Source organism: Gilliamella sp. ESL0254 (genome assembly GCF_013344985.1).
Classification (GTDB): Bacteria; Pseudomonadota; Gammaproteobacteria; order Enterobacterales; family Orbaceae; genus Gilliamella; species Gilliamella bombicola.
This window is the reverse complement of sequence record NZ_JAAEDU010000001.1, coordinates 222,336-242,067: the sequence shown is the minus strand read 5'-3', so window position 1 is coordinate 242,067 and position 19,732 is coordinate 222,336. Positions and strand designations below refer to the sequence as shown.

Sequence of the window (19,732 nt, the reverse complement as noted above, 5' to 3'; positions counted from 1 at the left end):
AGCCATTTTGCGCTAACAGATATTAATTAGTTAATATGCATACCACCTGTAACACCATAGGTTTCGCCAGTTGTATAGCTTGATTCTTCTGACGCTAAGTGCACATAAACACCAGCAAGCTCAACCGGTTGTCCAGCTCTTTGTAGTGGAGTTTGTTTACCAAATTCAGGGATAACATCACTTGGCTGACCTCCACAGATTTGTAGTGGTGTCCAAACTGGACCTGGTGCCACACTATTTACACGAATGCCCTTTGGCGCTAATTGCTTAGCTAAGCCACGAGTAAACGCGATAATAGCTGTTTTAGTTGCAGCATAATCTAATAAATTACCACTAGGTTGATAAGCCTGAACAGAGGATGTTGTAATGATGGTTGAACCCGGTTTTAAATACCCTAAAGCCGCTTTAGTGACCCAGAAAAGTGAAAACACATTCACTTCAAAAGTTTTTTTAATTTGCTCGGTGGTAAGCTTCATAATATCTTCAACTGCAGTTTGCTTACCTGCAACCAATGTCAAATTATCTAATCCGCCTAATTTATGGTGTGCTTCATCAACTAATTTTTTACAAAAAGCCTCATCACTTAAATCACCGGGAATTAAAACGGCTTTACGCCCCGCGGCTTCAATAATTTTAGCAACCTCTTCAGCATCTTTTTGCTCAAAAGGAAGATAATTGATTGCCACATCGGCACCTTCTTTAGCATAAGCAATCGCCGCTGCACGCCCAATCCCAGAATCACCGCCAGTAACTAGCATTTTACGCCCTTCTAAGCGACCGTGACCTTGATAACTCTTTTCACCACAATCAGGAATTGGATTCATTTCACACTGTAAAGCAGGTGCAACTTGTTTTTGTTTTGGAAACTTGTCATGATGATATTTTGTAAGTGGGTTATAGATTTGTTTACGCATAATTTGCTCCTAATTTAATCTATATTTTCATGCTACTTCCATATGATTTAAATAAAATCGATTAATACTCACAAATTCCTATGTGTACTTATATCAATATTAAAAATAATTAATAAATTTAATAAATTATATGACTTAAGGTTGGGACTCTTGTTTTTAGAACTGAACTCAGTTACTTAGTAACATCCTCCAAATTTTTAAATAAATTAAAAATCAAGACTAAAATTCATTAAGGGAGACTTTGATTGGGCTTGGTGAGATCAGTGAAATTAGTCGTATCAAAGCCATGTATATTACATAATTTTTCACCTGATTTAGTGTAGCAAATTAAAATTAACTAAGCTAGTGATCGTAAATGTCAAAAATGGCTAATTACTATTGCAATCTGTTGATTTTAATTCAATTATTATAATTTCTTGATTATTAATATCGTAGTGATAGTTAACACCATCAGGAAAATCTTTTTTTAGCTCTTTCATTTCATCACTATTATTGCAATACGCTTTGAGTAGTTTTTTACGAATAGTATCAATAGTACTTGGCAATAATAGCGCTTGTTCAGGTGTGTTTTTAACACTATAGGTATAATTAATCGTATCATGATCTCTTGATATATCCACTAATGTAGTAAGCTCATCAATATCAATTGGTAACGTTTTTTTTATTGGTTCAATCACTGAATTCTGAGCATCATTAAGATCGCTATTTTGCGAGTCCGTAGTAGACACATTTTGCGAAGGATTCTTAACATTATCGCAACTTACTAAAAATAGATTAAAAAAAACAAAAACACTTAGTTGCAATATTTTCATACTGATATCTCTTTTTAACGTTTTAGATATTTAATATTTCTGAATATTACTTATGCTTACTATTTATATACTAAATCAGTAAAAACACCAAAACAACCCTCAAAACTTGAACTTTTATACTAAAACAAATGTTTTCTTTAAATTTTTCTATATGTTATTTATACCGTATAATAAAAACGACAAAAAACTGTTGCACTTTTTTTTAAAACGAGTATTTTGTTAACAATAATTTTTAAAAATAACAGAAAATTTAACCATATAATAACATTATGAAGTTTTCACTCAAAATCGTCCTCATCAACATTATTGTCAGCGTGGTCATTATTCCAACGCGGGGGCGTTTTTGAATTAAAAATATGTTCATACATAACTCAAAAACCCCCGCTCCCAAAAAGCGGGGGTTTTTTTATGAACAATTAATGGGCAAAAAGGAACAAGTGAGGTATCAATGTTAGGAACACAGTGGATAGTAAAAACCTTAAAGGAAAAAGGCATTACCACCGTTTTTGGATATCCCGGCGGACAAATTATGCCTCTATACGATGCGCTTTATGATAGCGGCATCGAGCATGTACTATGCCGACATGAACAAGGTGCGGCTATGGCGGCAATTGGCTATGCCCGCTCAACCGGAAAAACCGGCGTTTGTATTGCCACATCTGGCCCTGGTGCAACTAACATCATTACAGGTCTTGCCGATGCCTTAATTGATTCAGTACCAATTGTTGCTATAACAGGCCAAGTACCCACTAAACTTATTGGCACTGACGCCTTTCAAGAAGTGGACGTATTAGGATTATCACTAGCCTGCACCAAACACAGCTACTTAATTGACGATGCCAAAGACTTACCCAACACCTTAGAGCAGGCATTTAACTTAGCCAGTGCTGGCAGGCCGGGACCAATATTGATTGATGTACCCAAAGATATACAGCTTGCGAATTTAGACTACCAACATTATTTATCGCCATCCTTATCAAAAATAACTCAAGATAACACCCAATTATATCCAATCCTGCCTGATTATATAAACCAAGCCAAACAAATGATCACCCAAGCCCAAAAACCAATACTTTACATTGGTGGTGGTGTTGGGCTTTCTGGTGCAATAGCTGAACTGAGAGACTTCATGGCATTAACTCACATCCCAAGTGTATCAACACTAAAAGGGCTTGGTGTGGCTGACCTTAATAACCCCTACTATTTAGGATTAATTGGTATGCATGGTGCCAAAGCGGCTAATTTAGCGGTACAAGAATGCGATTTATTAATCGCCCTAGGGGTACGCTTTGATGACAGAGTAACAGGCAACCTTAACGAATTTGCACGACATGCAAAAGTATTACACATTGATATCGACCAAGCCGAAATCAACAAATTACGCCAAACCCATTTAGGATTGCAAGGAGACATAAAGCAAGTCTTACCGCTTCTAAACCAAACCGTATCAATAAACGCATGGCACCAAAGAATTAATGAATTAAAAGCATTGCATCCAACCCGTTACGATCACCCGGGCGAGGCTATCTATGCGCCAGCATTATTAAAAAAACTATCGGAACGTAAATCGACCGACACCATTATCACAACTGATGTTGGACAGCACCAAATGTGGACAGCCCAGCATATGCGCTTTACTCACCCACAAAACTTTATTACATCAAGTGGGCTTGGCACAATGGGATTCGGTTTACCTGCCGCTGTTGGTGCGCAAATGGCAAGACCAAATGACTGCGTTATTTGCATATCGGGCGATGGTTCTTTTATGATGAACGTTCAAGAATTAACCACCATCAAACGCAAACAACTCCCAATAAAAATAGTATTAATTGATAACCAACGACTAGGCATGGTTCGCCAATGGCAAGAGCTATTTTTTAACGAAAGATACAGCGAAACAAATCTATCTGATAACCCTGATTTTTTAATGTTAGCCAAAGCGTTTGACATACCGGGGCAAAGCATCAGCAAAAAGTCACAAATTGACACGGCGCTTGATAACCTATTTAACTCAACGGGCCCTTACCTGTTACATGTCTGCATAGATGAATTAGAAAACGTATGGCCACTAGTACCGCCCGGCGCTGCCAATGAAAACATGTTAGATAAAAGTGGTAAGGAGTAAATAATGAATGAACAAACGCAATATCAATTGACTATAAAAGCGCATGATAATTTAGGAACGCTAGAACGAATATTACGCGTAATCCGTCATCGTGGTGGGAATATCAAATCAATGCAAATGCAAACAATCGAAAACAACACATTGATAATGACACTAAAATTAACCACCGAAAGAACGCTTTCGACATTACAAAATCAAGTCGCAAAATTAGAAGATGTCATTGCGATTGAATAATAAAAAATTAAAAACAACTTATTATTTAATAACAAGTTAAAAAATACTTAAAGCAAAATAGATGCTTATCAAATAAAAATTAAGAGGAAAACAAAATGGGTTCTACAGCAAAATCGGATTATATTTGGTTTAATGGCGAAATGGTTCCATGGGCAGATGCCAAAGTACACGTCATGTCACACGCCTTACATTATGGCACATCGGTATTTGAAGGTGTCCGTTGTTATGACACACACAAAGGGCCGGCTATTTTTCGCCACAAAGAACATGCTCAACGATTATTAAACTCAGCCAAGATTTATCGTTTTCCTGTACCTTATTCGCTTGAAGAGATCATGGAAGCGACTCGCCAAACTATCAAAAAAAATAATTTAAAAAGTGCTTATATCCGTCCATTAGTTTTTGTTGGTGATGTTGGCATGGGAGTAAATCCTCCTGCTGGTTATCAAACCGATGTCATGATTGCCGCATTCCCATGGGGTGCTTATCTAGGCGAAGAGGCCTTAGACCAAGGTATTGATGCAATGGTCTCATCATGGCACCGTGTTGCATCCAACACCATTCCTGCAGCGGCTAAAGCAGGTGGTAACTATTTATCATCATTATTAATTGGTTCTGAAGCACGAGCCAATGGTTTCCAAGAAGGTATTGCGTTAGATGTACATGGTCACCTATCTGAAGGTGCTGGCGAAAACCTATTTATCATTAAAGACGGTATCTTATACACGCCAGTTCTTTCATCTTCTGCGCTACCGGGCATCACACGTGATGCAGTATTAACGCTAGCGCGCGACATTGGCATTGAAGTACGCGAACAAACACTATCTCGTGAATCACTTTATTTAGCTGACGAAGTCTTTATGACAGGTACTGCGGCCGAAATCACACCAGTACGTAGTGTTGACCGTATTCAAATTGGCATTGGTCGCTGTGGTCCAATCACCAAACAAATCCAACAAACATTCTTTGGCTTATTTAATGGTAAAACCGAAGATAAATATGGTTGGTTAGATCCAGTTAAATAAAAAAATCACTCCCACTAACTAGCTTAGTGGGGATTTGTTTTAAACATCGAATTAACTATACCGATTTATTTTCGAGACAAAACTAAATCGTTTACATAATAAAAACTTGGGAGCAAGAAATGCCTAAATATCGTTCAGCAACGTCAGTCGAAGGTCGAAATATGGCTGGAGCTCGTGCATTATGGCGTGCAACTGGCGTCAAAAATGAAGACTTTGGTAAACCCATCATTGCGGTGGTCAACTCATTTACCCAATTCGTACCTGGGCATGTCCATCTAAAAGACATTGGTCAACTTGTCGCCAAACAAATTGAAGCATCAGGTGGTATTGCCAAAGAATTTAACACCATCGCCGTTGATGACGGCATCGCCATGGGGCATGGTGGTATGCTGTACTCATTACCATCGCGTGAACTTATTGCTGATTCTGTTGAATATATGGTTAATGCGCATTGTGCTGACGCCATGATCTGCATCTCAAACTGCGACAAAATCACCCCCGGCATGTTAATGGCTTCGCTTCGTTTAAATATCCCAACCATATTTGTATCTGGTGGCCCAATGGAAGCAGGTAAAACCAAACTTTCCGATCAAATTATTAAATTAGATCTGGTCGATGCCATGATCCAAAGTGCTAACCCCAATGTTAGTGACGAAGATAGCAAAGCAATTGAAGAATCAGCTTGCCCAACTTGTGGATCTTGCTCAGGCATGTTTACCGCCAATTCCATGAACTGCTTAACGGAGGCATTAGGGCTTTCACTACCGGGCAATGGCTCATTAGTTGCTACCCACAAACAACGTGAACAACTCTTTTTACAAGCGGCAAAACGTATTGTTGAAATTACCAAACGCTATTACGAGCATGATGACGAATCTTACCTACCGCGCGCTATCGCAACCAAAGCCGCTTATGAAAACGCCATGTCATTAGATATCGCCATGGGGGGATCGACCAACACTGTTTTACATCTGCTAGCAACAGCCCAAGAAGGCGAAATCGACTTCACCATGTCAGATATCGACAGACTATCACGCAAAGTTCCACACCTATGCAAAGTGGCACCAAGTACAGCCCAATACCATATGGAAGATGTACACCGAGCAGGTGGGGTTGTCTCAATCATGTCTGAATTAGACAAAGCTAGCCTACTCAACCGTAACGTTCACAACGTACTAGGCTTATCGTTGCAAGAAACTTTTGCCCAATACGATATCACCCAAACCAGCAACGAAGCGGTCAAAAAAATGTATCGCAGTGGGCCTGCTGGCATTCGCACAACCAAGGCGTTCTCGCAAGATTGCTATTGGGATTCACTTGACGATGACCGTGTAAATGGTTGTATTCGCGATAAAGCTCACGCCTATAGTCAAGACGGCGGGCTTGCAACGCTCTATGGCAATATTGCACAAGATGGCGCAATAGTTAAAACCGCAGGCGTTGCTGCTGAAAATTTAATTTTCCAAGGACCTGCCAAAGTATTTGAAAGCCAAGAAGATGCTGTTGATGCCATCTTAGGAGGCAAAGTGGTAGCTGGCGATGTAGTTGTCATTATTTACGAAGGTCCAAAAGGCGGCCCTGGTATGCAAGAAATGCTCTACCCAACAAGCTACCTAAAATCAATGGGGCTTGGCAAAGCCTGCGCACTGATTACCGATGGCAGATTTTCGGGTGGCTCTTCAGGCTTATCTATTGGCCATATCTCACCAGAAGCTGCAAATGGTGGTGTAATTGGTCTTGTACGTGATGGAGATATTATTGATATTGACATTCCAAATCGCAAATTATCATTAAAAGTCCCAGAAGACGAACTTGAACGCCGCCGAGTAGCCGAACTTGCCCGTGGCGACAAAGCTTTTACCCCTCATAATCGCGATCGCTATGTCTCTTATGCACTAAAAGCTTACGCAAGTTTAGCAACAAGTGCAGATAAAGGTGCCGTTCGTGATAAAAGCAAACTAGGTGGTTAACGTGAAACAACAAAATAACAAGCTTACTGGTGCTGATTACTTAAAAGCAACACTCTGTAGCGCCGTATACGACGTGGCCGAAGTCACCCCGCTTGAAAAAATGGAAAAAATTTCAACACGATTAAACAACCAAATTTTTGTCAAGCGCGAAGACCGTCAACTCGTCCACAGTTTCAAAATCCGTGGTGCACAAGCCATGATAGCCAGCTTAAGTGAAGAAGAACGCAAATGTGGCGTTATTGCCGCATCGGCTGGCAACCATGCGCAAGGAGTAGCTTTTTCGGCTACAAAATTAGGCATCAGTTCTTTAATCGTCATGCCACTAACAACTGCCGATATCAAAGTTGAAGCAGTCAAAAGCTTTGGTGGCGAAGTACTCCTTTATGGCGCCAATTTTGACGAAGCCAAAGCCAAAGCCATGGAACTTGCAAAAGAGCAAAAACGCATCTTTATTCCACCGTTTGATCACCCACTGGTAATTGCTGGGCAAGGTAGTATTGCCATGGAATTATTACAACAAAACGCCAAACTTGATCGTATTTTTGTACCCGTGGGCGGGGGTGGCCTTGCTGCGGGTGTTGCAGTATTAATTAAACAAATCATGCCATCAATTAAAGTTATTGCAGTCGAACCTAAAGACTCCGCTTGCTTAAAAGCCGCATTAGATGCAGGTCATCCTGTTGATTTAGAGCGTGTCGGACTCTTTGCCGAAGGCGTGGCTGTCAAAAGAATTGGTGATGAAACATTCAGACTTTGCCAACAATATATTGATGATATTATTACCGTCGATAGCGACGAAATTTGCGCCGCAGTAAAAGACCTGTTTGACGACGTCCGTGCAATCGCCGAACCATCTGGCGCTGTTGCACTAGCAGGGCTAAAAAAATACGTAGAACAGCACAACATCAGTGGCGAAAACCTTGCTCACATATTATCGGGAGCGAACTTAAATTTCCACAACTTACGCTATGTATCAGAACGTTGCGAACTTGGCGAAAAACGCGAAGCACTCTTAGCCGTCACAATCCCAGAAAAGAAAGGTAGCTTCTTAAAATTCTGCCAACTTCTTGGTGGGCGCTCAGTGACTGAATTTAATTACCGCTATCATGACGAAAAGTCTGCTTACATCTTTGTCGGTATCAAAATAGCACAAAGCAACGAAAAAGATGACATCATGCAAGAGCTTACTGCTGCAGGTTACCCAGTTGTCGATCTAACCGAAGACGAAATGGCAAAACTGCATGTACGCTACATGATTGGCGGCAAACCATGCAAACCACTACAAGAGCAAGTGTACAGCTTTGAATTCCCAGAATCACAAGGCGCTTTGCTTAAATTTTTACAAACATTAGGCACTAATTGGAATATTTCAATGTTCCATTATCGTAGCCATGGCACCGATTATGGTCGAGTGCTTGCCGCGTTTGAAATTAGTGAAAATAGTAATAGTGAATTTGATGAACATTTGACCGAACTGGGTTATGGTTTTCATAATGAAACACAAAATCCATCGCTTCAATTGTTTTTGACAAATCAAGGGGAGTGATATTGTGTTTTTGTAAGGCAGTTTTTGTTAAAAAAACAGCCAGAAAAAACTTTAATAAAATCAATACCTTTTCTGACCGATTTTGGCAGAAAATCAGGCCTTTTTTGTTTTGGTGAATAGAATAAATGGAGTGCGGTGGTTTCGGACGTTTTGACCTTTAGCTAACAAAATAGTTACAGTGACCACGTCCGAGTCAGGGAATTAAAGCGAATTCCCTGACAACCCACGCTTTGGCTGCAGAATGTGGCCTGCGGCACTACTCGTATCATCCTGATACTCGCCTCTACGAGGCCATCTTCGCTGTGCTCAGATGTTCAAATTTGTTCCAGACAAATTTGTCCGATGCCGGCGCTCGGTCTTAACGCACCGTTTGTGATGCGTTCCCGACGCAAACATCCCTGTTTGGCGTGCTGACCTCGCTCTGTTGTCGGCACATTCTGACGCCGGAATAGGACAAATAACATAATCATCGTTTTTGGGATGGGTTATTGTGTTTTTATAAGGCGGTTTTTGTTAAAAAACAGATAGAAAAAACTTCAATAAAATCAATACCTTTCCTGACCGATTTTTGGGCGGAAAATCAGGCCTTTTTTGCTTTGGTGAATAGAATAAATTAAGTGCGGTGGTTTCGGACGTTTTGACCTTTGTTGATTAAGTGTTTGGAATGATTTAAGACATAAGTTTGCTTGTGCTAATGTGCTTAAAATTATAGCACATTACGTTTCGCCTGCCGATTACGATTATGTTTTATTTATCTTTTTTATGATTGCTTACTCATACAACAAATGAAAACTTACTATAAAAGCACCAAGACTATAGCCTATTGAATAATTAGGCGCTAGTTTTTTTGTTTCATTATATTATTTAGGTTTATTTTAAGGTATCTAAAAATAGTATAAATGCTCGTTTTTGTTCGATTGATAATTGTCGCCAGTGTTGCAATAAGCGGACATCAAGATCATTATGTTGTTTGTCGGTATATTTCGTTTCATAACTTTGTTGCTGTTCACCTATTTTATTATTTAATACCGAACCATTAAGATAGGTATCAAAATCAATAAAAAACCAACTTATTGGTGTTTTTAGGTGTTCTGCAATTTTAACAAAATGATCGAAGTTGATTTTATTTTCACCTCTTTCATAACGCGCTAATTGTTGTGGAGATAAGTTAATTTTTTCGGAAAGTTGAGCAACGGTCAAATCCATTTCTTTACGACGCAGTTGTATTCGTTTACCGACTATTTTATCTGTATTTGACGCTGCAAGTTTTACCATGCTGGAAATATCTAATATAAAAAATCATGATTATCATTGTCTGAGATTAAAATAATAATTAAATACCTTTTTAGGATTAAAAAAACAAATAAATTCCATTAATGGATTTTTTGATGTTTTAATCGTCAGATAGTCAGCTAAATATCAATTAAACAGATTCATCAAGTTATATTTTGTATTTTCCTTTAGTGAAATAACGTTATCTTTAGCAACAATCAAATGATCTAATACGATAACATCGATAAACGCTAATGCATTTTTAATTTTAGCGGTTACTGAGATATCCAATAAACTAGGCTCTTTATCGCCACTTGGATGATTGTGAACCAAAATGATGGCCGTTGCTTGGTGATATAATACCTGCTTTATAATTTCTCGAGGGTAAACGCTTGACTCATTAATAGTGCCACGAAATAGCTCCTCTAATGCAATAATTCTATTTTGACTATCTAAATACAAAACACAAAAAGCCTCGTAATCGTATAATCCTAAATGAAATATAAAATAATCCTTAACATGATCTATTGTGGATATCTTTTTCCCTACTTGTATATATTTTTTCATGACTTTTTTTGCTTGATTAATTATAGCTAAGTCTTTTTGATTGATTATCATCATAAATATCTACTTTGTTATTATTATTGTTTATCTTAATATAAAATAACGACAGATTTTGTCATATTTAATAAATGTGTAGGGAAATAAAAATGTACGAAAAATCATGGGATTTATTTGATCTTGCTTTCGAATTGCAAAATAGTGCTGAAGGATTATCGTTAGATGAGATCCAACGGCGTTATAACGTTTCACTACGAACAGCACAACGTATGTGTGCTGGATTGCGTGATTATTTTCCAAATATGGAAGAGTATTCAACAAATGGGCGCTGCAAGCGATGGCGGATTTCATCTCAACAGATGAATGCGCTTTTTACTTTTTCCCCGCAAGAGCTTTCAGCCTTGCAGGCTAGTGTGAATTTTTTAGAACAACATAATTTACACGAGCAAGCTAAATCACTGGTTAGTTTAGAAACGAAAATTAAGAATTTATTACAATCTCAAAAACGTAAAAGAAACCTTGAAGATGAAACAGAAGCGTTATTGAAAATTGAAGGATTAGCCTTTCGTCCTGGTCCTCAGTTTCATTTAGATGCAGAAATACTCAATGCATTACGAAACGCTTTGCTTAATAAAAAACAAATAAAAATAAAGTACTACAACAAAAATAGTGGAAAATATAGCCATAACACTTTAGAGCCTTACGGAATTTTATATAGTGAACGAAATCATTACCTTTTAGCAAGACACAGCGATAACTATTATGGACAACAGATCCATCATTTTATTTTGCATAATATAGAACAGATTAATATTTTAGAACTTAGTTATAAGCTCCCCGATTCATTTAATTTAACTGATTACTGTCAAGATATGTTCGGTGTCTTTAAAGAGAAGCCTTTTGATGTGGAGTGGCGTTTTAGTCCTGAAGTGGCAAAAGAAGTTAAACATTATGTCTTCCACCCAACTCAAACTATGATCGAAAATAAAGATAAATCAATAACCATTAAATTTAAAGCTGGCGGCGCCCTTGAAATGTCTTGGTATTTATATATGTGGGGCGATATGGTGGAAGTCATTAAACCCGTTGATTTTTGGGATTGGTTTGATGAAGAGTAGCGAAAATAAACTAAACAAATACATCACGTAATAGTAAAAATTATTCTTTTCTATGTCAGATCTTGACACATATCATTATTAATATAATCAAACTAGTTATTAACAATAAATTCCATTAATAGATTTTAAATTTAATTTAAATCCAATTATGGACTTTAAAAAATAACTAGTCTACAATTAAATTTTTAACATTCATAAAAAGGAAAAAACGATGAAGAAATTACTATATATCTCAATATTAGGTTTTTTTTTAACAGGTTGTGGGGATGGTATGCCACCTAGCTGTGATAGCAAAGATGCAAAAAAACTATTGAATGAAATAATAACAAAACAAGGTGGTGGTCAATTTTCTTTTATTAACATTAGCGATCAATTAACGCTTAACGAAGATAAAGAACAAAAGAGATACTTATGCCAAGCAAACGTTTCTTTTGGTGGTAATGGATCATTTCCTGTTAAATATTCTGTATTTTTAGACAAAAAAAATAAAAACTATTTTTTTGTTAAAATTGTTAACTAACTAATTAAAAAGGAAATATAGCATGTCATTACTAGATAAAATAAAAGAACAACAAAATAAAAGCATTTCTTCACACATTAAATATATTAAAGGTGAATATGGGCTTGCAAAAACATTTTGGCTGTTTTGGTTCCTTCCTATCGTTGTAATTACAATCGTTGATAAGTTTATACGTTCAAGTTCAGGACTATTTAGTAGCAATATTATGATTATCATTTGGTCAATAACCACGTTATTTGCTGTCTATAATACAACCAATGAAAATAATAAAAATATATGGAAAATCATATCATTAATATTTATAAGTTTAACAGTCATCACTCGAATATTTACAATTTTTATTAGATGATTATTAATAAGATCCTAAGTAGGATCTTATTAATTGACTAAATATCAAGCTGAAAGGAATAATATGAAAAATAACGTACGTCATTTATTAGTTTTTTGTTGGCTAATTTTTACCACTCTTACCGTTTGTGCCGATAACACCCCCTATTCATCGGCCAAAACACCTTTATACAAAAACCTGTATTACAATATGCCTAAAAATGAAGTAATGCAGCAATATAACACTGAACAAGATCCAGACAATCAAAATCAGCTGATAAGTTACAACCAAAGCTTTCTCGGTTTTCAATGGACAATGATACTTATTTTTAACCAAAATAATCTTTTAGAATCTGTTTACCTTGAAACAGATTCTGATGCCAACGGTAATAAACTATGGACATTACTGGCTGCGATAGGCAAAAACTTTTCTATTGTTTATGGTACACATGATTCCAACAGTATTGACTTTGTATCTATCATAAAAGAAAAAGGTCAAAATGCCACTCAGAAAGCTTTTGAGGATTTTTGGCTAGATGCTATTTCTCATTCTACATCGTTAAATATTATTGCTATCGACAATGATTCTGTGCAAGGTGTTCTTGGAAAAGTCAATAATTATATGTCATTACTTCACCGAATACCTGATACAGCAAGACAAGCCGAACTCGTTGTTGTGTCAGATGAAGATGATAATATCTGTTTAGGTGTAAATTTTACATTACCTAAAAAACAACTTATAAACGTTCAAAATCAATCAAATGAAGATTTTTAATATCCTTTTCTAATCCACACATATTTATAGAAATATTAAAAATAACTTTTATAAGCTAAAAAATAAAAATATATTTAATGATATAAGGTGTATTTAAAATGAGAAAAGTCTTCGCAACAATATTTACATTGTTAATATTAATCTTGCCAATTTCAAGTTTTGCAATCACACAACAAAACACATCTAAACCTAACTACTTATTATGGTTTATTTCAATTGTTGTCCTACTTATAATTGCTGCCTATGGTATTTATAAAAGCAACAAACGCGAAATTACAGTTTTTGCTAACTATACCGATGTTGGATTTGTGATAGCATCAGTACTAGTACCCGTCATTTTTTTAGCCACTATGCATTGGTTGAATGTACCACCAGACATAACGCTATACGTTTGTATTGCAGCATTTGCCATATTCTTAGTTGCTATCGCCAAAGCAACGTTTTTATATAATAACAATATTCAAGATTTTATATTGGCTTTCTATACAAAGATGTTTATTCCTTTTATCGCAATAACTTGTATTATTATCGCTTTAATAATTTCTATAACTTTAAAAAGAGAAAAATATGAAAGAAGAACCAGACATTCGCAAAGAGTAACTGACACAGCATTAGCGGGATTTACATCAGCTTTTTTAATCGTAAGCTTAGTATTACATAACGATAAATTTGTATCTATTTCAGATTATTTATCGGGAAAAAAATAAGAATAAAGCACTAACCTCTAATCCTTTAGGTTAACATTAACACTTCTAAGATAAACAATTTTAATAGGCCATTGTACTTAACAAAATAGTTTTGCTAAGTAGGCTAAATAAAGAATATATATATTATTTTTATGAAAAGTTTAATCTATGGGATTTGCTTCTTTATTAATGACAATACAGTAATTAATCACATAATCTGTTTGGTTACTTAAGCTATCTGGTTTTATCTAATATTTGCAATATTATTAACTCATCTAATTAATATTCTAATTCACGAATAAATGTACTCCTTTTTACTCCATCATCAGTCATACAATAACCACTTGTCCAATCACCATATTCATTATGTTTTAAATAAACACATTTAAAATCACTAGGTGTGAAGTTCTCTACTTTTCTATCTGATTGCCAGATATTCATGTCTGTTTTTGGAGAACTATTTATTTTAGATTTATCATCTGTAATAACAGAAGTCTTTGTAGTGCTTTCTAATACTTCCCCATATTGATTATAAGAAATATCACCTTGGTATGAAATAGATACTAGTTGTTCATTATTTTCATCTAAAATGGCAGTAATATAATTATTACTATCTAACTCAATCGACGCATCTATGCCTGAGTAGTGAATTGTTTTTTTACGATAGTCGATATTCACATTTTGTGACTTATCATTAATCAATACTTTTTCAATTAAACCATCTGAATTTGATTCAATCATTGTATAAACTATTGTATTAGTATCTAATAAACTCATTATGATTTTTTGTTTTGTAATTGGTTGTTTATTAGGTATTAACATCGGATATAAAATCCAATTATACGTATTTGTAATTAATGTGTTTCGTTTAACCTTAATTTCAGCATGAGGACTGAAAGAAATAGATACTAATAAACTAAATATTAATTTTTTCATCATCATTTATTTTTCCGCGTTACAAATTTTTCTAATTCATTATCGTCGTAAAAACATTTCATAATAGTCGACTTTAACGACTTAAAATAATTTATTGTAGTTCGTTTTACTATCAATCCTCAATTTTCATTTGTATCTGTTAAACGCTATCATTTTTCATATTTTTAATATTAACTAAAAACCTCTTATTATTATTCCCATATGGGAGCGCTCGTTTCTTTGCATTATATATAATGATACAATCATAAATAATAGTAAAATATATCTAATATAATAATTTTTTTTCAAAAAAAATTTATTACAATTACAAATGCATTTAATAATAAAACTTGATACTTTTTGAAATAACCTGTAACAACAAAAACATAACCATATGAATTTTAAATGTAAAAAGAAATACCATCATGACTAATAAAGACAATTTTACCAACCACACCCCAATGATGCAGCAGTATTTAAAACTTAAAGCTGAAAATCCTGATATTTTGCTTTTTTATCGCATGGGTGATTTTTATGAGATGTTTTATGATGATGCCAAGCGTGCCTCGCAGCTTTTAGATATTTCGCTCACAAAGCGTGGCTCGTCAAATGGTGAACCGATTCCTATGGCGGGTGTACCGTACCATGCGGTTGAAAGTTATTTAGCCAAGTTAATATCGCTAGGTGAGTCGGTGGCTATTTGTGAACAAATTGGCGATCCGGCAACGAGCAAAGGACCTGTTGAGCGCAAAGTTGTGCGTATTGTCACGCCGGGCACGGTCAGTGATGAATCATTGTTAGAAGATCGCAAAGATAATTTACTTGCTTCAATCTGGCAACATAAAAATCATTATGGTTACGCCACGCTTGATATTAGTTCTGGTCGCTTTTATGTGTTTGAATGTGATAGTTTCGAAGCAATGCAAGCTGAATTACAACGCACCAATCCTGTTGAATTGCTATATCCAGAAGAATTTCAATCCATGCCATTAATTGAACATCGCCATGGTCTGCGCCGTCGTCCACAATGGGACTTTGATCTTGAAACGGCAAAACAACAGCTTAATTTGCAATTTGGCACTAACGATTTAGTTGGATTTGGTGTAGAAGCGTGCAATTATGCTCTTTGTGCGGCCGGTTGCTTATTGCAATATGTTAAAGATACCCAGCGCACCGCACTACCCCATATACGTTCAATAATCAAACAATCAGCATATGACTTTGTGGTATTAGATGCCGCAACACGCCATAACTTAGAAATAACCGAAAACTTATCGGGCGGTACATCTAATACTGTTGCTGACGTGCTAGATAAAACGCAAACCGCTATGGGCAGTCGAATGCTTAAGCGCTGGCTGCATTCTCCCATTCGCGATATTAAGATTTTGCAAAACCGCCAAGATGCCATTGCCGAATTACAACATCATATTGATGACGCATTACCGTTATTAAAACAAATGGGCGATCTTGAACGTGTTTTAGCAAGATTGGCACTACACACGGCTCGCCCACGGGATTTTGCGCGTTTGCGTGATGCTTATAACTTGTTGCCACAGTTACATCTTTTATTAGGACAATTTAATTCACCTTATTTACAGGCTTTACGTGCCAACATTAATCAATTTGATCATATTGCAACATTATTAAATAACGCAATTGTTGAAGTGCCACCGGCGATTATTCGTGATGGTGGCGTGATTGCAACAGGTTATCATAGCGAATTAGACGAACTGCGTAATCTGGCCGATGGCGCAACCAATTACCTTGAACAACTTGAAATAAGAGAGCGAGAAACACTCGGCATTGATACATTAAAAGTCGGATTTAATGCCGTTCACGGCTATTACATCCAAATTAGTCGTGGACAAAGCCACCTTGCACCGATTCATTATACAAGACGTCAAACACTGAAAAATGTAGAGCGTTATATTATTCCAGAACTGAAAGAGTACGAAGATAAAGTACTTACTTCAAAAGGTCGAGCATTAACGCTTGAAAAACAACTTTACGAACAACTGTTTGATCTATTAATGCCCGACTTAGCTGATATGCAAACCAGCGCAGAAGCGATTGCGGAACTTGACGTTTTAACTAATCTTGCCGAGCGAGCATTAACACTCAATTATCAACGTCCAACATTGTCAACACAAGCAGGTATTGAGATCCAAGACGGACGTCATGTTGTCATTGAACAAGTGCTACAAACGCCGTTTATTCGCAATTCGCTGCACCTTTCACCAACAAGACGAATGCTGATTATTACAGGTCCAAATATGGGTGGAAAGAGTACCTACATGCGCCAAGCCGCATTGATTGTATTGCTTGCTTACATTGGTAGCTTTGTCCCTGCATCAAAAGCAGTAATTGGACCTGTTGATCGCATTTTTACGCGCATTGGTGCTTCTGATGATTTGGCGTCTGGTCGTTCCACTTTTATGGTCGAAATGACCGAAACGGCCAACATTATGCACAATGCAACAAAACAGAGCCTAGTATTAATGGATGAAATTGGTCGAGGAACCTCAACTTACGATGGGCTTTCGCTTGCTTGGGCCTGTGCCGAAAATCTTGCCAATGAAATCCAATCAATGACACTATTTGCCACCCACTACTTTGAACTAACGCAACTCCCCGAGCATATGCAAGGCGTTTATAACGTCCATTTTGATGCCATTGAACATGACAACACGGTCGCTTTTATCCACGAAGTTTCTGAAGGTGCCGCTAGCAAAAGTTTCGGAATTGCCGTGGCAGGGCTTGCTGGCGTGCCTAAAACGATTTTGAAACGAGCTAAACAAAAATTAAAAGAGTTAGAAGTTATCTCAAAACAATCGGCTAACAGCAGCATCGATAAATCACAACTCTCTTTTATAAACGAACCAGAACCTTCAGAAGTTGAAGAAGCGTTAAAACAGATCGACCCTGACGCGTTAACACCAAAACAAGCCTTAGAAATTTTATATCAATTAAAAAAGTTGGTGTGATTTAAATAACCACTAATTGTTCTATTGCGATATTATTCTAAAAAAAACCGCTAGATGTGATTTCTAGCGGTTGGTTTTAATTATTAATAGCATCTAGAATTTAAAAAATTAAGCCCAATTTTTCTTCTTAGATGTTTTACCTATGCCCGGATTAAGACTGTTTGTAGGATCAAGCTCTTGATAGAATTTTTTCAAATCCTCATTGGCATGATACAAATGCCCCACATTGTGCTCGGCTGGATATTGCGCACCACGCTGATCAAGCAATGCTAAAATCTCCTCCTTAACTTTATCGCAATCTACCCCTTTTTTAGCAATATAATCTTGATGAAACACATAACAGAAAAAATGCCCATAATACATTTTGTAAATAAAGTTTTGATCGATGTTTTCTGGCAGTGTTTCAAACCAATCGGTATCATTACGCCTTAGTGCAATATCTAATGCAACAATGTTTTCTACTGTTTTGCTATGTACATTTCGGTAAGACGTTGCGGCACCAGCGGCTGCAAAACGGTGTAACATAGCCGCTTCGGCCTCTTTTTCATTACACAAAAAATAATTACCATTTTTATTTTGAAAATAGTCTTTCAAAAAAGCTTCAGCTTCAGCAATCCCATCATCTGCCATCTTTAAAATAAGATGATGTTCATAACGATCACGATAATCACGCAACGACTTTGGTAAATGATTAGGTAAAAATTTGCAAGCAAATATAGAAAACCGATCCGAAAAGTTTTTAGGGAAGAATGGAATTTTCGCCGTAACACGATCAACCCAATTTTTAAAAACAAACATGCGCGGCATCATATCGGTACCTAACTTCTTAATAGCTAAAAAGGTCGGTTTTCCATAAACCGCAGCAATATCAAACGCCACACGATGTATATATTCACCCGACACAGGCAACGTTTTAAACTGCCCTAAAATATGGCGACGAATACCATTTAGTTCATTAATATCATTGGTACCGATATAAAATACTGCCGATTTTTGCTCAAGTGGAAAAGTATCAAGACGCACCGCAAAAACCATCAAGCGCCCTGCACTACCTGATGCTTCATAATGACGAGCGGGATCAGCATTAAATCGTGCAGGCGTATCAGCATCAATTTCACGAACATGATCACAATAATGATGATCATGCCCTAAACCAGCATCACGTTTAATATCCTTATCGGTATAGGTATGATTTTGTAGGTTCTGTAAAATCGTTTCTGGATCATCCCCCAGTTCAATCCCTAAATGATTCACTAAGCGCAACTGCCCTTGCTGGTCTAATTGCGCAAACACTGCCATTTGTGTATACGCAGGCCCACGCTGAATAAGTGCTCCACCAGAATTATTACATACACCGCCCATCACAGAAGCGCCAATGCAAGATGAACCAATGACCGAATGAGGTCCACGATGATATTTTTTTAACTCTTTTTCTAATCTAAATAATGTACTACCCGGCAAACAAACAACCTGCTCACCATTTTCAATCACCTTAATACCATCTAATCGACGAGTACTGACAATCACAATGGGACGATCATAATCATTACCATCTGGGGTAGATCCCCCTGTTAAGCCCGTATTGGCTGATTGTGTGATAACAATCACGTCCGCTTCAACACACGCTTTTAATACCTGCCACTGCTCGACTAACGTCCCGGGTAAGACAACGGCCAATGCATCACCCTCACCAAAACGAATACCTTGACGATAAGGTAACGTACGGTTAAGGTTCGTTAAAGTATATTTATGTCCAACAATACCTTGTAGCTGCTCAATGAGTTGAGCTGTTTGATTACTTTTCATATCGGTATTTCCTATGCATATTGAAGATTGGGTTGTGTTAATAATGGTTATTAAATAACCACCCATCTTAACCAAAAGCAATACAATAAGCTATCGGTATTTTATTAGAATAAACTAAACGTATTTAAGCTACTTTTTACAA

The 19,732-nt window shown here is 36.7% G+C and carries 17 protein-coding genes; 11 read left to right on the top strand and 6 right to left on the bottom strand.

Annotated elements, in window-relative coordinates; genetic code table 11:
- Positions 1-26: 26 nt before the first annotated feature.
- Both GYX25_RS01085 and GYX25_RS01080 read right to left on the bottom strand, forming a co-directional pair.
- Positions 27-914 carry an SDR family oxidoreductase gene (locus GYX25_RS01085; protein ID WP_174786484.1) on the bottom strand — a complete coding sequence of 296 codons (888 nt, stop codon included), beginning with the start codon at positions 912-914 and terminating at the stop codon, positions 27-29.
- A 368-nt stretch (positions 915-1,282) separates the two neighbouring features.
- Positions 1,283-1,726 carry a hypothetical protein gene (locus GYX25_RS01080; RefSeq protein ID WP_091347347.1) on the bottom strand — a complete coding sequence of 148 codons (444 nt, stop codon included), beginning with the start codon at positions 1,724-1,726 and terminating at the stop codon, positions 1,283-1,285.
- 448 nt (positions 1,727-2,174) lie between these two features.
- On the opposite strand from GYX25_RS01080, the gene ilvG reads away from it, so the two are divergent.
- From ilvG to ilvA, 5 genes are all read left to right on the top strand, one after another.
- Positions 2,175-3,851: an acetolactate synthase 2 catalytic subunit gene (gene ilvG / locus GYX25_RS01075; RefSeq protein WP_174786483.1), complete on the top strand. Its 1,677-nt coding sequence runs from the start codon at positions 2,175-2,177 to the stop codon at positions 3,849-3,851.
- Positions 3,852-3,854: 3 nt separating this feature from the next.
- Positions 3,855-4,085, top strand: coding sequence for an acetolactate synthase 2 small subunit (ilvM, locus tag GYX25_RS01070; RefSeq protein ID WP_091347351.1), 231 nt, complete (start codon positions 3,855-3,857; stop codon positions 4,083-4,085).
- Positions 4,086-4,180: 95 nt separating this feature from the next.
- Positions 4,181-5,110: a branched-chain amino acid transaminase gene (locus tag GYX25_RS01065; protein WP_091347353.1), complete on the top strand. Its 930-nt coding sequence runs from the start codon at positions 4,181-4,183 to the stop codon at positions 5,108-5,110.
- Positions 5,111-5,229: 119 nt separating this feature from the next.
- Positions 5,230-7,080 (top strand): dihydroxy-acid dehydratase, encoded by a 1,851-nt coding sequence (ilvD, locus tag GYX25_RS01060; RefSeq protein WP_174786482.1) that lies wholly within the window; start codon positions 5,230-5,232, stop codon positions 7,078-7,080.
- A 1-nt stretch (position 7,081) separates the two neighbouring features.
- Entirely contained in the window at positions 7,082-8,626 is a 1,545-nt protein-coding gene (gene ilvA, locus GYX25_RS01055) for a threonine ammonia-lyase, biosynthetic (RefSeq protein WP_342211578.1), read from the top strand.
- 870 nt (positions 8,627-9,496) lie between these two features.
- Here ilvA and GYX25_RS01050 read toward each other — a convergent pair.
- Both GYX25_RS01050 and radC read right to left on the bottom strand, forming a co-directional pair.
- Positions 9,497-9,901, bottom strand: a complete 405-nt coding sequence (locus GYX25_RS01050; RefSeq protein ID WP_091347358.1) for a helix-turn-helix domain-containing protein — start codon at positions 9,899-9,901, stop codon at positions 9,497-9,499.
- Between the two features lie 144 nt (positions 9,902-10,045).
- Positions 10,046-10,519, bottom strand: coding sequence for a RadC family protein (gene radC / locus GYX25_RS01045; protein ID WP_174786480.1), 474 nt, complete (start codon positions 10,517-10,519; stop codon positions 10,046-10,048).
- A gap of 89 nt (positions 10,520-10,608) precedes the next feature.
- Between radC and GYX25_RS01040 the strand changes: the two genes are divergently transcribed.
- The 5 genes from GYX25_RS01040 (at position 10,609) to GYX25_RS01020 (ending at position 13,906) form a co-directional block, all read left to right on the top strand.
- Positions 10,609-11,577, top strand: coding sequence for a helix-turn-helix transcriptional regulator (locus GYX25_RS01040; protein WP_167349297.1), 969 nt, complete (start codon positions 10,609-10,611; stop codon positions 11,575-11,577).
- 211 nt (positions 11,578-11,788) lie between these two features.
- Positions 11,789-12,097: a hypothetical protein gene (locus tag GYX25_RS01035; protein WP_091347363.1), complete on the top strand. Its 309-nt coding sequence runs from the start codon at positions 11,789-11,791 to the stop codon at positions 12,095-12,097.
- 22 nt (positions 12,098-12,119) lie between these two features.
- Positions 12,120-12,446, top strand: a complete 327-nt coding sequence (locus tag GYX25_RS01030) for a hypothetical protein (protein WP_091347365.1) — start codon at positions 12,120-12,122, stop codon at positions 12,444-12,446.
- 63 nt (positions 12,447-12,509) lie between these two features.
- A complete protein-coding gene (locus GYX25_RS01025; protein WP_174786479.1) occupies positions 12,510-13,199 on the top strand; it encodes a hypothetical protein in 690 nt (229 codons plus the stop codon).
- 98 nt (positions 13,200-13,297) lie between these two features.
- Positions 13,298-13,906, top strand: a complete 609-nt coding sequence (locus GYX25_RS01020) for a hypothetical protein (RefSeq protein ID WP_091347369.1) — start codon at positions 13,298-13,300, stop codon at positions 13,904-13,906.
- A 258-nt stretch (positions 13,907-14,164) separates the two neighbouring features.
- On the opposite strand, the gene GYX25_RS01015 is transcribed toward GYX25_RS01020, so the two are convergent.
- Positions 14,165-14,626: a hypothetical protein gene (locus GYX25_RS01015; RefSeq protein ID WP_174786478.1), complete on the bottom strand. Its 462-nt coding sequence runs from the start codon at positions 14,624-14,626 to the stop codon at positions 14,165-14,167.
- A 599-nt stretch (positions 14,627-15,225) separates the two neighbouring features.
- Here GYX25_RS01015 and mutS point away from each other — a divergent pair.
- Positions 15,226-17,784, top strand: a complete 2,559-nt coding sequence (gene mutS, locus GYX25_RS01010) for a DNA mismatch repair protein MutS (protein ID WP_174786477.1) — start codon at positions 15,226-15,228, stop codon at positions 17,782-17,784.
- A 108-nt stretch (positions 17,785-17,892) separates the two neighbouring features.
- Here the strand turns inward: mutS and dld are convergent, their stop codons facing one another.
- Complete coding sequence (gene dld / locus GYX25_RS01005) at positions 17,893-19,590, bottom strand: D-lactate dehydrogenase (RefSeq protein ID WP_174786476.1); 1,698 nt, start codon at positions 19,588-19,590, stop codon at positions 17,893-17,895.
- Positions 19,591-19,732 lie beyond the last annotated feature (142 nt).

What these genes read in the sequence shown, in the direction of transcription:
- GYX25_RS01015 (WP_174786478.1), bottom strand. Translation starts at nt 14,626, where the DNA reads ATGATTGAATCAAATTCAGATGGTTTAATTGAAAAAGTATTGATTAAT.
- GYX25_RS01030 (WP_091347365.1), top strand. Translation starts at nt 12,120, where the DNA reads ATGTCATTACTAGATAAAATAAAAGAACAACAAAATAAAAGCATTTCT.
- GYX25_RS01080 (WP_091347347.1), bottom strand. Translation starts at nt 1,726, where the DNA reads ATGAAAATATTGCAACTAAGTGTTTTTGTTTTTTTTAATCTATTTTTA.
- radC (WP_174786480.1), bottom strand. Translation starts at nt 10,519, where the DNA reads ATGATGATAATCAATCAAAAAGACTTAGCTATAATTAATCAAGCAAAA.
- ilvM (WP_091347351.1), top strand. Translation starts at nt 3,855, where the DNA reads ATGAATGAACAAACGCAATATCAATTGACTATAAAAGCGCATGATAAT.
- mutS (WP_174786477.1), top strand. Translation starts at nt 15,226, where the DNA reads ATGACTAATAAAGACAATTTTACCAACCACACCCCAATGATGCAGCAG.
- GYX25_RS01035 (WP_091347363.1), top strand. Translation starts at nt 11,789, where the DNA reads ATGAAGAAATTACTATATATCTCAATATTAGGTTTTTTTTTAACAGGT.
- GYX25_RS01025 (WP_174786479.1), top strand. Translation starts at nt 12,510, where the DNA reads ATGAAAAATAACGTACGTCATTTATTAGTTTTTTGTTGGCTAATTTTT.
- ilvG (WP_174786483.1), top strand. Translation starts at nt 2,175, where the DNA reads ATGTTAGGAACACAGTGGATAGTAAAAACCTTAAAGGAAAAAGGCATT.
- GYX25_RS01085 (WP_174786484.1), bottom strand. Translation starts at nt 914, where the DNA reads ATGCGTAAACAAATCTATAACCCACTTACAAAATATCATCATGACAAG.
- GYX25_RS01020 (WP_091347369.1), top strand. Translation starts at nt 13,298, where the DNA reads ATGAGAAAAGTCTTCGCAACAATATTTACATTGTTAATATTAATCTTG.
- ilvD (WP_174786482.1), top strand. Translation starts at nt 5,230, where the DNA reads ATGCCTAAATATCGTTCAGCAACGTCAGTCGAAGGTCGAAATATGGCT.
- GYX25_RS01065 (WP_091347353.1), top strand. Translation starts at nt 4,181, where the DNA reads ATGGGTTCTACAGCAAAATCGGATTATATTTGGTTTAATGGCGAAATG.
- GYX25_RS01040 (WP_167349297.1), top strand. Translation starts at nt 10,609, where the DNA reads ATGTACGAAAAATCATGGGATTTATTTGATCTTGCTTTCGAATTGCAA.
- GYX25_RS01050 (WP_091347358.1), bottom strand. Translation starts at nt 9,901, where the DNA reads ATGGTAAAACTTGCAGCGTCAAATACAGATAAAATAGTCGGTAAACGA.
- dld (WP_174786476.1), bottom strand. Translation starts at nt 19,590, where the DNA reads ATGAAAAGTAATCAAACAGCTCAACTCATTGAGCAGCTACAAGGTATT.